The following is a 12746-nucleotide window of genomic DNA, read 5'->3' on the forward strand; positions in this document are numbered from 1 at the left end:
ACGAGGGCCCCGGCGGACTGGTCTCGGCGGTACGCGCGCCGCGCTGAGCACGACGACGGCAACGACGACCGACCCCCGCGTGCGGCGGGGGCCGGCCTCCGGCACAGCGCGCCGACCGGCGGTGACAGGGTGTTGACATTGCGTCAGAAACGAGGTTCGGTGTCCCGTTGACACGGGCGGCGGCTGCCATCATGTACGCGGTCGGGTACACGAATTCGGCGGCGGCGCCGGAATCGATCGCGAGGAGCGGGCGTGGGCGCAGCCGGGACGGGCACTGTTCAGCCGGAACGGCAACCGGTGGCGATGGCGGACGAACAGGTCGGCGTGAACGGCGCGTTCGCCGCCGCGCTGACCAGGGCGGTGGGCTCGATGCCCGCCCTGTACGTGACGCTGGCGGTGGTCGGCGGCTGGATGGCGCTCGCGGCCTGGGGGCCGCTGCGGTCGGTGGACCCGTACCCGTTCGGGTTCCTGCTGTTCCTGGACAACGTGGCCCAACTGGCGCTCTGCCTGGTGATCCTGGTCGGGCAGCGGGTGCTGGGCATGGCCGCGGACCGCCGGGCGGTGCAGACCTACGAGAACGCCGAGGCGATCTTCGCCCGGGTCGCGGACCTGCAGGCGCACCTGGACCGGCACGACCGGGCGCTCGGCCGCGGGGTGAGCCTGCTGGAGACGAGTCGGCATCCGTGGATCGCGCAGCACCGGGTGCAGCCGCCGCCGCAGGCGGTCGATCAGGTCACCGGGGTGAACGGCCGGATCGCCGCCTGGCTGACCCGGCGGCTGGGCAGCATGTGGGCGTTCTACGTCGCGGTGGGCACGCAGGTGGTGTGGATCGGCACGGCCCAGCTCGGTGTGCAGAGCTTCGACCCGTACCCGTTCGCCTTCATGAGCTTCCTGTCCACGCTGGCCCAGCTGATCTTCATGATCGTGATCATGGTGGGCCAGGACGTGCTGGGCCGGGCCGGCGACCGCCGGGCCGAGCAGACGCTGCTCGACGCCGAGGCCGTGCTGCACGAGTGCGGCCGGATGAAGGCGCGGCTGGAGGCGCAGAGCATCGTGATCGAGAGCCTGGCCGACTACACCAGCGCACAGGTCACCAAGCACCTGGCGCGGGCCATCCACCAGAGCTGGCTGGCGGCGGCGGTCGAGGACGGCGAGCGGCCGGGCAGCCGGCCGGGCCTGCTGCCCTGGGAGGAACTGCCCGAGGAACTGCGGGAGGCCAACCGGCGCCAGGCCCGCCAGCTCGGCGAGCGGCTGGCCGCGGTCGGCTGCCTGATGGTGCCGACCTCGGAGCGGACCGCCACCCCCGCGCACAGCGGCTTCGAGGAGTTCAGCGCGGAGGAGGCGGAGGTGCTGGCCCGGCTGGAGCACGAGCACTGGCAGCACGAGCAGCGCCTGACGGCCTACGGGCCGGGCGCGCCGGGCGCCTCGGTGCTGCTGCCCGTCCAGCGCGACGGCCGCGAGACCGACCGCCCCTGGGAGGAGCTGTCCGCTCCGGTGCGGGCCCGGACGGTGGCGTCGGTGCGCCGGATCCCCGTGGTGCTGGCCGACGTCGGCTTCCAGGTGCTGCGGATCGGGCAGGGCGCGGACGGCGCCGGGGAGTTGGACTTCACCCCCGAGGACTGGGCGGTCCTGGGCCGGGCGCTGCTGGCCTCGGGCGTGCTGGTCGCGCTCGCCGAGGGCACCGCCGACGCCGAGGAGATCATCGCGATGGTCAAGCTGCTGCGCGAGGCGAGCATCAACCACCCCCGGCGGTTCATCCGGGAGCTCGCGGCGGCCTCGACCTTCGACACCGGGCTGCACGCGCACACCCGCTACGCCGACTACCGGGGGCCCGCGCTGGACACGATCCGCGCGGCGGGCGCGATCCTCGCCGAGCACGCACCCGACGAACTCGCCGAATTCCGCGCCTTCCTGGCGGAGATCGCCACGGTCGTCGCCGACGCCAACGAGGAGGGCGGCTTCCTCGGCCTGGGCGCCCGGGCCCGGGTGCCCAACGAACTCGCGGCGATCGCGGCCGTCCGCGTCGCGATCGGCCTCGACGCTCCCGAGCCGCCCAAGCCGCCCAAGCCGGGCAGGAGCGGCAAGTCCGCCAAACCGGACAAGCCTGCCTAGCCCGCCGAGCCGTGGGCGCCGCGACGGACGGCCTGACCGTACGGGCGGTTGGGCCGGGCGTTCAGCGCCGGCGCCACCGTCCGCCCAGGCGCGGTGGGCGGGTGAGCAGGAGCCCGGCGAGGGCCGCGGCGGCACCGACCGCTTCGGCGACGGCGCTGGCGGTCTTCTTCGGGTACCAGACCGGGTCGTACATGTTCGGCAGCGGGCCGAGCGTGCCGACGTCAACGTGGCTGTAGAGGAGTACGGCGCCGAGGGCGGAGGCCGACACCAGGAAGGCGAACGCCCACACCGCGAACCGGCGGCCGGCGAGCAGGACCAGGAGTGCCGCCAGGCAGGCCGCGGCGGCCTCGACCCGGAACAGGGTGCCCTGGGTGAGGCCCGGGCCGAAGTCGTAGTCGGGCGCGAGGTCCGCATGGACGGCGGCGTCGATGGCGAGCGCGGCGGCGGTCACCGTCCGCAGGAGCCAGCGGGTGAGCAGCCTCGGGCCGAAGGCCGTGCCGCGGTGGAGGAGGTCGAGGGCCATGGTCGGCTCCGGTGGGGGGTGGTGCCCCGCCCGCGCGGCGGGGCCCTCAGTCACCGTTACGGACGGCGGCGACGGATCGCTCAACCCACCTGGCGGGAGGCCGGCGCGCGGACCGCGGTCCAGGAGCGCTTCGGGCCGGGCGCACGGCCGAGGCCGAGGCCCGGCCGGCCCGTGGGGGTGCGGAGCGACCCGGTGTGACCCCGCACGATCCGTCGCCAACGCTCAGCTCACGACTACTCACCGTATGTCGGGGGTGGCCGCGGCCAGCGCCGGGTAGTCGGTGCAGCCCTCCTCCCCGCCCGCGTACCGCGCCGCTCACTCCGCGGCGGGGACCCGGACGCCCTCCCAGACCAGCCGGCGTTCCCGCTGCGGGTCCACCTCGGTCCGCGCGGGGTGGTCGATGATCCGGGTGTTCCGCTGCTCCACCGTGTACGCCGGCCAGGAGTCCAGCGGCCGGCCGGTGCGGGCGAAGGCCAGCCAGTGCTCCTGGACCTCGTCCTGCACGGCCCGGAAGCCCTGCCGCCCCCCGGCCAGCGTCAGCAGCCGCACCGGCGCGCTGTCGACGCCGCCGAACACCGGCAGCAGTTCGATCCCGTGGATGGCCCCCAGCCCGGCCAGGTGCAGTGCGCGCGGTGCGAAGTCGAAGCGGTAGCAGTAGGTGGCGGCCCGGCCGCTGTGGCCTTCGAGTACGGCCTGCATCGGCCGCCAGAGGACGAAGTCGGTGCTGAGCCGGAGCGCGGCCGACCGCTTCGGGTAGCCGGGGTAGACGGCGGCGATCCGGTCCGGGTCGGCGCCGCAGCGTTCCAGCGCGGCGCGCAGGACGGGCTCGGTGGTCGGCACGGTCGGGTCGAACTGGCCGAGGGTGTTCTCGTCGCGGTTGGTGCCGACGATCAGCGGCAGCGGCTGCGCGCTGCCGTCGGTGAGGGCGTCCAGCGGGGCCCGCGGCAGCAGGTCTCCGTCGATCACCGGTCCGATCGGGTAGCCGCCGGGATTGGCCCGCACGGTGTCCCGCACGGCCCGCTCGGTGGCCTGGCAGAGGTCCTTGGCGGCCGCCGCGGTCAGGGCCTGCGCCGCGGCGTCCGGGGCGGCGCCGAGGTGGCCGAGGAGCCGGCGGGCGAAGCGCCGGGCCTCCTCGGCCGTCACCGCCGCCCAGTCCGCGGCCGGGCTCTGCGCGATCGCGCGGTGGAACAGCCCGGCCGCGGCCGGGGTGGACAGCAGGGTCAGTGCCGCGTCCGCGCCGGAGGACTCGCCGAAGAGGGTGACGTTGTCCGGGTCGCCGCCGAACGCGGCGATGTTGCGGCGCACCCAGCGCAGCGCCGCCAGCTGGTCACGCAGTCCGAGGTTCGACTCCAACGGCCGTTCATCGGTGGAGAATTCACTGAAGTCGACGTAACCGAGGCCACCCAGACGATAGTTGAGCGCGACGACCACCACATCGCCGCGGGCCGCCAGCGAGTCGCCGGGGTAGCGGTTCGCGGTGTCGAAGACGTAACTGCCGCCGTGGAGGAAGACCATGACGGGCCGTGGCCGCGTCGAGTCCTCCAGCGGCGCGGTCACGTTCAGGGTCAGGCAGTCCTCGCCGGTCGGGCGCAGGCCCACCATCGGATTGCGGCGCTGGACGGCCGCGTTCCCGAACCGGGTGGCGTCGCGCACGCCCGTCCACGGCCGCACCGGCTGGGGTGCCCGGAACCTCAACTCCCCGACCGGTGCGGCCGCGTAGGGGATCGATCGCCACTGCAGCGCGCGCGGGGCCCGTCGGCCGCGGACGACGCCGTCCGCGGTCTCCACGTCAGTCGTGAACATCGTGCCTCTCTCTTCCTCCGGGGATCCTACCGAGGGCCCCGCGCTCGACGGCAACGCGTCGTCGGATCAGGCCAGTTCGGCCGGCCCGGCGCGCAGGACGCGCTGGAGCGCGTCGGCGATCTCCTCCGCGAACTCCACGGGGTACCGGTCCGTCCACACCCACACCTTGAGCCGCACGCCGCCGTCGGCGGCGTACCAGACCTCGGTCTCCAGCTCGCTCATCGTGGTCGGGGCGTCCAGGCGGACGAACTCGGAGCGGCAGTGCGGCAGCGGCAGCTCCGGATCACTCAGGTTCTCCACCAGGAGCACCGGCAGCCGGCCCAGGGCCTCCTGGCCCATCCCGGCGAGCACCGGCATGGCCGCCTCCGCGAAGGAGACGTCCTGGGCGGCGAGCGCGGCGCCGACCGCCCGGCCGGCGCCCTCCCACACGTCGCTCCCGGCGGACGCGGGGCGCAGCCGCAGGCAGAACATGTCCATCCGGGTGGACATCGACCGGCCGGGGTCGCCGGCCCAGCTGGAGAACGGCACCAGCAGGCCGAGTTCGTCCTGACCGGAGAGCCGGCGCAGGATCGAGGCGTACGCGACGGCCAGCGCCGCGAGCCTGGTCGACCCGAGCCGGCGGACGGCGGCGTCCCAGGGCTCCATCTCCCGGGCGGAGACCTGCCGGGACACCGACACCCGGGGGCCGTCGGTGGCCGTCGAGGGCCGCCGCCCCGGCAGGGCGAGCTGCGGGAGGCCGTCGAGCTCCTGCGTCCAGTAGCCGATCTGGCCGTCCAGGTCGGCGGCCGCGCGCCGCCGCCGGTAGATGTCGGCGATCTCGGCCAGCGTGTGGGCCGGCTGGGCGAACTCCGGTGCGCGGCCGAGCAGTCGGGCCCGGTAGGCGGTGGCCAGGTCGGCGGCCATCGGCTCCTGGGACGCGCCGTCGAAGGCCACGTGGTGGACGATGAGGCCGAACAGCAGCCGTCCGCTGTCGGTGCTCCGGACCGTCGCGCAGCGCCAGATCCGCCCCTCGGCGAGCGACAGCGGCCGGTAGAGCGCGGCGTGCAGCGCGGCCACCGCGTCCTGCTCGGTCCGCTCGTCCGGCAGCTGCCGGAGCTCCGGTCCGGGCAGGTCGGCGGACGGCACGGCGGTGGGGCCGGGGTCCATCAGGTACCGCGAGTGCAGCGCCTGGTGCCGGCCGTGGACGTCGAGGATCGCCCGGGACAGCGCCCCGAGGTCCGGGGTGCCGTCGAGCCACCACGCCATCGAGCACAGGTAGGCGAGGTCCGAGGCCTCCGAGCGGCCCTCCCACAGGGCCAGCGCGTAGTGCACGGGCAGCGCGACCGGACCGGCGGCCTCCTCGGTCCCGGTGCCGGTCCCGGTCCCGGTCCCGGTCCCGGTCGCGGTGCCGGGCGCCGCGGTCGACGCTCCGGGCTCGGCGCGCTCGGCGTCCAGCAGCGGCTTCAGCGCGACCGCGAGGTCGCGCACGGTCGGGGTCACGAACACCTGCGAGGCCGGGATCGCCACCCCGAACTCCGCGGCCACCTTGGCGCAGAGCCGGGCCGCGTCGAGCGAGTTGGCGCCCAGCTCGAAGATCGAGCGGTCCGGCGGGACGGCGCCGCGGTCGAGGATCCGGCCGAACACGGCCGCCAGCCGTGTCTCGACGGCGTCCAGCGCGTGCTGCGGCTCCGGCGCGGCGTCGTCCGGCCGGTCGTCCTCGGCGGCGATCCGCCGGACCGCCTGCTGGTCGACCTTGCCGCTGGCCAGCAGCGGCATCGCCGCCAGCCGGCGGATCCGGTCGGGCACGAGGTAGCCGGGCAGCCGGGCGGCCAGTTCGGCGCGCACGGCCGACTCGTCGGGCACGTCCGCACCGCGGCCGGCGTAGCACAGGCACAGGCTCCGGCCGCGTCCCTCCGGGCCCTCGACCACCGCCACCGCGGCCGCCGTGACCCCGGGGAGGCGTGCGGCGGCCCGCTCGATCTCGGCCGGCTCGATCCGGTGTCCGCGGATCTTGACCTGCCGGTCGAGGCGGCCGTCGAAGTACAGCACGTGCTCGGCCGAGTAGTGCCCGAGGTCGCCGGTGCGGTACACCCGCCGGCACCGCCCGTCGACGGTGACCTCGGGGAACTTCGTCGCCGTCAGCTCCGGGTCGCCGAGGTAGCCCGCCGCGAGCCCGGCCCCGGCGATGCACAGTTCACCGGTCTCGCCCGGGCCGCAGGGCCGGTCGCCGTCCAGCACGAGGATCCGCGTCCCGTCGAGCACCCGGCCCAGCGGGACGCCGCCGGGATCGGCGCAGTCCTCGGCCGTGACCCGGCGTGCGGTCACCACCGCGGTGGTCTCGACGGGGCCGTACATGTTGTTCAGGACGACGTCCGGGAAGCGCGCGACGAAGCGCCCCATGTGGGCGGCGGACGCGCGCTCCCCGCCGGTGATCAGCCAGCGCAGGCCCTCGAACGCGTCGAGGTCCTCGTCGACGATCATGTTGAACAGCGTGGCCGTCAGGGACGCGCCGTCGACCCCGTGTTCGGCCACCAGCCGGCGGAGCGTGGCCGGCACCAGCACCGCGTCGTCGACGAACACCGAGGTGCCGCCGTTCATCAGGACGCCCCAGCCGTCGAGGCAGAACCCGTCCCAGGTCGCCGGCGCGAGCTGCGGGACGACGCTGCCGGGGCCGTAGTCGGCGAACTCGCAGTCCGCGAAGAGGCCGACCATGCCGCGGTGGGGAACGACGGTGGCCTTGGGCGTGCCGCTCGATCCCGAGGTGAAGAACACGGCGAACGGCTCGTCGCCGCGCACCTCGGTCCGCTGCGGCGCGCGGCCCGCGGTGGCGGCGCCGTGGGTGTCCCTGGCGTCCTGCGCGTCCCGGAGGCCGGGCGGCGCCACGACCGGGACGGGCCACTCGCCCGCCTCGGCGGTCACCAGCAGCTTCGCGTCCAGGGTCGCGATCAGCGTGGCGAGCCGCTCGCGCGGCCACCGGGCGTCGAGGGCGGAGTAGGCGGCGCCGCGTTCGAGCACCGCCAGCAGCGCGGCGACGAGCTCCGGACCGCGGTCCACGAGCACCGGCACCAGATCGCCCCGCCCGATGCCGTGCCCGGCGAGCTCGGCGGCGTAGTCGTCGGCGAGCGCCTGCAGTTCGCGGTACGTCACCCGCCGCTCGCCGGACACGATCGCCACGGCGGAGGGCCATTCCTCCGCGCACCACCGGACCAGCCCGTGCACGGTCTCGATGCCGTGCCGCTCCCCGGTGGTCTTCCCCGTGCGACTGCCATGTTCCATCGGAACCACGATGTCCCCCCGTGATTGTGGAATGTCGGTCTGCTGTTTTTCCGCGTGTTTTCCGTGCGGAGATCACCGCGCGGCCGTCCCGGCTCCGCCGTGCCCGAGCGGTCAGGAGGGCTCCCCCCACAGCCCTCCTGACCCGCCGTCATGCGCGAACCGGTCGTCATCTCCCCACGACGACGGCCCCGGCCTTCCGGCGCATGCCCCCCACGGCTGGACGCTACCCTTACGGTGTAAGTGTCGTCAACGCGAAGGAATCTCGTCCCGTGACACGCATGCGGTTGACCCGCGACCGGGTGCTGACGGCCGCGATCGGGCTTGCCGACCGGTCGGGCCTCGACGCGCTGACGATGCGCAAGCTCGCCGCCGAGCTCGACGTGGAGGCGATGTCGCTCTACCACCACGTCAGGAACAAGGAGGACCTGTTCGACGGCGTCGCCGATCTGGTGATGGCCGAGATGGTCGCGCCCGCCGCCGGGGGCGAGTGGCGCGCCGAGATGCACCGCCGGGCCGCCTCCGTGCACGACGTGCTGCGGCGCCACCGGTGGGCGGTCGGCCTGATCGCCTCCCGGCAGACCCCGGGCCCGGCGCACCTGGCGCACTACGACGCCACCATCGGCTGCCTGCACGCCGCCGGATTCCCCTACCCGCTGGCCGGCCACGCCTGCTCCGTGATCGACAGCCACATCTTCGGATTCACCATCCGCAGAAGGGACCTGGCGTTCGACCCGGACAAGCTGGCCGAGTGGGCGCAGCACAACCTGCCGCAGATCCCCGCCGACCGGTACCCGCACGTCCACGCCATCACCGAGCGGATCGTCGCGGACGAGTACCGGGACGTCAGCTTCGAGTTCGGCCTGGAGCTGATCCTCGACGGCCTGGAGAAGCTCCTCGCCCCCATGGACCGCGGGTGACCACGCCCCCGCCGGCCCGCTGAACACCCGGACCCGCCCCCGGTCGGGCGCTGCCGCCCGGCCGGCGGCGGCGTCAGGGCGCCGGGGGCCGCGGGGCCTTGAGCATCACGGGCGCCGTGGCTCGGGACGCTGCTGAGCGCGACCGCACAGGATCCGCCACAACCAGACAGAATCGAACAGCCCCAGAGTGTCGGAGATTCTCCCGAATCCACGTCAAGTACCCTGACGGACACTCCGAAGGATGCGTGCGATTCTGTTCAGAATTGTTGACTCACGCTCAACTCACCCCCATATTGGCCATGTTCACGCACAGGCTCGTTCCCCGCCCTCGGCCCCTCGGAGGCCGGCCCCCCTCTCAACCGGAGCTCCCCGTGCGCCTCTCCCCCGCCCGCCCGCTGTCCGCCGCCGCCCTCGGCCTCGCCACCGCGCTCGCCCTGACCGCCTGTTCCACCGGCCAGGAGTCCACCTCCGGGGCCGCCCCGGTCGCCCCGGTGAGCGGGAAGATCTCGATCACCTACCTGCAGAAGCAGGGCGACCAGGAGTACTTCGTCGGCGAGGCGGCCGGCGCCAGGGCCAGGGCCGCCGAACTCGGCGTCGACCTCAGGGTGGTGAACCTCGGCAACGACGCCAACCGGACGGTGAGCGAGGTCCAGTCCGCCATCGCCCAGAAGAGCAACGGCCTGATCGTCGTCGTCCCGGATCCCGCCGTCGGCCCGCAGGTCGTCCGGATGGCCAGGGACGCCAAAACCGCCCTGCTCACCTCGGACGACCAGGTCTGTGCCACCGGGCCCGACCCGGCGAAGTGCGCCGCGTCCGACCTGGTGCCGCGCGTCGGCTTCTCCGGCACCCAGATGGGCGGCGAGGTCGGCAAACGCGCCGCCGAGGAGTTCACGAAGGCCGGCTGGAGCCCGGCCGACACCCGGACCGTCTCGGCCTGGAAGCAGGACGTCACCGTCTGCGGGGACCGGGTCAAGGCCGCCAAGGAGGCGTTCGGCGCGGCGGTGAGCGGCGTGCAGAACATCGACGTGGCCACCGACAACACCCCGACCGGTGCGCAGGACAAGGTCGCGGCGACCGTCACCGCCAACCCGGGCGTCAAGCACTGGGTGGTGTGGGGCTGCAACGACGAGAACGTCCAGGGCGGCGTCACCGCACTGCAGAACGCCGGGGTCGCGCCCGCCGACATCGACGGCGTCGGCCTCGGCGCCTACCTGGCCTGCAAGGACTGGGGCAGCGGCAAGCCCTCCGGTATGAGGGCCGCGCTCTTCATCAACGGCAAGGACGTGGGCGCGCTCGCCGTCCAGACCGTCTACGACCGCCTGAAGAACGGCAAGGAGATGCCCGCCGAGGCGTTCGCCCCCACCAGGATGGTGGACGCCGCGAGCTGGCAGTCCGCCGGCGGGGCCTGCAGCTGACCGACCGTCCCCCGTTCCGTCAGTGAGGCCACCGCGATGACCGCCCCCGACCGCTCCCCCGACCCCAGCCGCGACCCCAGCCGCGACCCCGACCCCGACCTCACTCTCGCCCTCGCCCCCACCCCGCCGGCCGGCCTGGCCGCCGAGGGAGTCAGCAAACGCTTCGGCGGTGTCCGGGCGCTGGACGACGTAACCCTGCACTTCCCGCCCGGGCAGGTCACCGCGCTGATGGGCGAGAACGGCGCCGGAAAGTCCACCCTGCTGCGGATCCTGACGGGCGATCACACCCCGACCGCCGGTGTCGTCACGCTCGACGGCGCCCCGCTCGCGCTATCCTCCCCGATCGACGCCCGCCGGGCCGGCATCCGGATCATCCCGCAGGAACCGGAGATCATCCCGCACGTCTCCGTCGCCGAGAACGTGTACGCCGGCTCGCTGCCGCGCCGGGCCGGCCGGCGCCTCGACCGCGCCGAACTGCGGCGCCGCACGGCCGCCGACCTGGCCCGCACCGGCTTCGCCGACGTCCTCGACCCCGACCGGCTCGGCTCGGAACTCACCGCCGCGCAGCGCCAGTTGGTGGAAATCCTGCGCGCGCTCACCGGCCGGGTGCCGCCGCGCGCGATCGCCTTCGACGAGCCCACCTCCTCCCTGTCCGACCACGAAGCGGAGGCGCTGTTCGCACTGATCGGCCGGCTGCGGGCGGAGGGCGTCGCCGTCGTCTACGTCTCGCACCGGATGAGGGAGGTCTTCCGGCTCGCCGACCGGATCGCCGTCCTGCGCGACGGCGCGGTGGCGGGCGTCGTCGAGGCGGCCGAGGCCGACGAGGCCGGGATCGTCCGGCTGATGGTCGGCCGCGACCTGTCCGCCCTGTTCACCCGGGAGCGGGTCGCCACCGACCGCCCGGTCCTCGACGTACGGGACCTCACCACCGACGCCGTCCACGGCGTCAGCCTGCGCGTCCACGCCGGCGAGGTGGTCGCCCTCGCCGGGCTGATCGGCGCCGGACGCTCCGAGCTCGCCCTCGCCCTGGCCGGCGACGCGCCCGTCCGCTCCGGCACGGTCACCCTGAACGGCGAACCGCTGCGCCTGCGCGGCCCGCGCGACGCGATCGACGCCGGCATCGGTCTCGCCCCCGAGGAGCGCAAGGCGCAGGCCCTGCTCCTGCACCGGACCGTCCGCGACAACATCGCCCTGGTCAGCTACCCGTCGCTGCGCCGGCGGCGCTTCGTCCGGCGGACGCAGGAGCGCCGGCTCGCCGAGGACTACGCCGAGCGTCTGCGGGTCCGGGCGCCCTCCGTCGAGGCCGAGGTCCGCACCCTGTCCGGCGGCAACCAGCAGAAGGTGGTGCTCGCCCGCTGGCTGGCCCGCCGCCCGCGGCTGCTCATCCTCGACGAGCCCACCCGCGGCGTCGACATCGGCGCCAAGGCCGAGATCTACCGGATCATCGCCGACCTGGCCCGCGAGGGCGTCGCCGTCCTGGTGATCTCCTCCGAACTGCCCGAGGTGCTCGGTCTCGCCGACCGGATCGTCGTCATGCAGGACGGCCGGATCACCGGCGAACTCGACCGCGCCGAGGCCTCCGAGGAGGCCATCCTCGCCCTCGCGATGGCCGACGACCTCGCCGCCGCCCCCGGCTCGGACCCCAACTCCCCCACCGGAGCCGCCCGATGACCACCAGCGCCACCCCTGACACCCGGCCCGGGCGAGCCCGGCCGACGCGCCGCGCCCTCACCCTGCTCGCCTCCTTCGGCGGGCAGAACCTCAGCCTGCTGGGCGCGCTGACCGCCGTCCTCGTCCTCTTCGGCTGGCTCAACGACAACTTCCTGAGCTGGGGCAACGTCCAGGTCATCGCCGAGGCCGTCACCATCGCCGGGCTGCTCGCCGTCGTCCAGACCGTGGTCATCGTCTGCGGCGGCCTGGACATCTCGGTCGGCTCCCAGGCCGGCCTCGCCTCCGTGGTCAGCGCGATGGTCTTCACCTCCGCCGGATCGAGCGCCCCGCTCGCCATCGGCGCGGCCCTGCTCCTCGGCGCGGGCGTCGGCCTGCTCAACGGGGTCGTCATCGTCCACGGCCGGGTCAACCCGACGATCGCCACGCTGGCCGGGCTCGCCGCGTACAAGGGCGTGGCCCAGCTCGTCTCGGGCGGCCGCGCGCAGGGCTACGTCCTCGGCGACCCCGTGTTCGTCTTCCTCAGCCGCGGGAAGGTCGCCGGGCTGCCCACCATGGTGTGGCTGCTGATCCTGGTCGCCGCGGCCGTCCACGTCCTGCTCACCTACACCGACATCGGCCGGAACGTCTACGCGATCGGCGGCAATCCGACCGCCGCCCGGCTGGCCGGCATCGACCTCAACAAGTACCTCGTCTCGGCCTACGTGCTGACCGGTACCGTCGCCGCCCTCGCCGGCGTCCTGCTCACCGCCCGCACCGGGTCCGGCCAGCCGGTCTCCGGCAGCGAGGGCCTGGAGCTGCAGTCGATCACCGCCGCCGCGCTCGGCGGCTGCGCCCTCAAGGGCGGCAAGGGCGGGGTCGGCGGCACCCTGCTGGCCGTGGCGCTGCTCGGCGCGCTGCAGAACGGGCTCACCGTCGAGGGCATCAACTCCTTCTGGCAGAACGTCGCCCAGGGCTCGCTGCTGGTCGCCGCGGTCGTCGCCCAGCAGCGCCGCAACCGCGACCGCGCCGTCGGCCTGCCCGCCTGAGGCCGGCGGGCAGGAGCCCCGCGGG

At 74.5% G+C, this 12746-nt stretch carries 8 protein-coding genes; 5 read left to right on the plus strand and 3 right to left on the minus strand.

Translation table 11 applies throughout. From position 1 onward, the window contains the following. Positions 1-303: 303 nt before the first annotated feature. Positions 304-2112 carry a DUF1003 domain-containing protein gene (locus ACPC54_RS28075; RefSeq protein WP_498968706.1) on the plus strand — a complete coding sequence of 603 codons (1809 nt, stop codon included), beginning with the start codon at positions 304-306 and terminating at the stop codon, positions 2110-2112. 61 nt (positions 2113-2173) lie between these two features. Here ACPC54_RS28075 and ACPC54_RS28080 read toward each other — a convergent pair whose 3' ends face one another. The 3 genes from ACPC54_RS28080 to ACPC54_RS28090 all read right to left on the minus strand — a co-directional run bounded on the left by ACPC54_RS28080 (position 2174) and on the right by ACPC54_RS28090 (position 7693). Next, entirely contained in the window at positions 2174-2635 is a 462-nt protein-coding gene (locus tag ACPC54_RS28080) for a hypothetical protein (RefSeq protein ID WP_498968708.1), read from the minus strand. Positions 2636-2950: 315 nt separating this feature from the next. Beyond that, a complete protein-coding gene (locus ACPC54_RS28085) occupies positions 2951-4438 on the minus strand; it encodes a carboxylesterase/lipase family protein (protein ID WP_498968709.1) in 1488 nt (495 codons plus the stop codon). A gap of 66 nt (positions 4439-4504) precedes the next feature. Then, positions 4505-7693 (minus strand): amino acid adenylation domain-containing protein, encoded by a 3189-nt coding sequence (locus tag ACPC54_RS28090; RefSeq protein WP_498968711.1) that lies wholly within the window; start codon positions 7691-7693, stop codon positions 4505-4507. A gap of 278 nt (positions 7694-7971) precedes the next feature. Between ACPC54_RS28090 and ACPC54_RS28095 the strand changes: the two genes are divergently transcribed. From ACPC54_RS28095 to ACPC54_RS28110, 4 genes are all read left to right on the plus strand, one after another. Next, positions 7972-8610 (plus strand): TetR/AcrR family transcriptional regulator, encoded by a 639-nt coding sequence (locus tag ACPC54_RS28095; RefSeq protein WP_498968712.1) that lies wholly within the window; start codon positions 7972-7974, stop codon positions 8608-8610. Positions 8611-8981: 371 nt separating this feature from the next. Beyond that, positions 8982-10025 (plus strand): substrate-binding domain-containing protein, encoded by a 1044-nt coding sequence (locus ACPC54_RS28100; RefSeq protein WP_498968714.1) that lies wholly within the window; start codon positions 8982-8984, stop codon positions 10023-10025. A gap of 36 nt (positions 10026-10061) precedes the next feature. Next, the gene (locus tag ACPC54_RS28105; protein WP_498968716.1) at positions 10062-11696 is read left to right on the plus strand and encodes a sugar ABC transporter ATP-binding protein; all 1635 of its coding nucleotides are present in this window, start codon (positions 10062-10064) and stop codon (positions 11694-11696) included. Further along, positions 11693-12721: an ABC transporter permease gene (locus tag ACPC54_RS28110; RefSeq protein ID WP_498968718.1), complete on the plus strand. Its 1029-nt coding sequence runs from the start codon at positions 11693-11695 to the stop codon at positions 12719-12721. The genes ACPC54_RS28105 and ACPC54_RS28110 overlap by 4 nt, the downstream gene beginning before the upstream one ends. Positions 12722-12746 lie beyond the last annotated feature (25 nt).

Origin of the sequence: Kitasatospora sp. NPDC094028 (genome assembly GCF_049543595.1) — a bacterium.
Lineage (GTDB): Bacteria > Actinomycetota > Actinomycetes > Streptomycetales > Streptomycetaceae > Kitasatospora.

Coding starts and splice junctions, on each gene's coding strand:
- ACPC54_RS28075 (WP_498968706.1), top strand. CDS start 304: ATGGCGGACGAACAGGTCGGCGTGAACGGCGCGTTCGCCGCCGCGCTG.
- ACPC54_RS28080 (WP_498968708.1), bottom strand. CDS start 2,635: ATGGCCCTCGACCTCCTCCACCGCGGCACGGCCTTCGGCCCGAGGCTG.
- ACPC54_RS28085 (WP_498968709.1), bottom strand. CDS start 4,438: ATGTTCACGACTGACGTGGAGACCGCGGACGGCGTCGTCCGCGGCCGA.
- ACPC54_RS28090 (WP_498968711.1), bottom strand. CDS start 7,693: ATGGAACATGGCAGTCGCACGGGGAAGACCACCGGGGAGCGGCACGGC.
- ACPC54_RS28095 (WP_498968712.1), top strand. CDS start 7,972: ATGCGGTTGACCCGCGACCGGGTGCTGACGGCCGCGATCGGGCTTGCC.
- ACPC54_RS28105 (WP_498968716.1), top strand. CDS start 10,062: ATGACCGCCCCCGACCGCTCCCCCGACCCCAGCCGCGACCCCAGCCGC.
- ACPC54_RS28110 (WP_498968718.1), top strand. CDS start 11,693: ATGACCACCAGCGCCACCCCTGACACCCGGCCCGGGCGAGCCCGGCCG.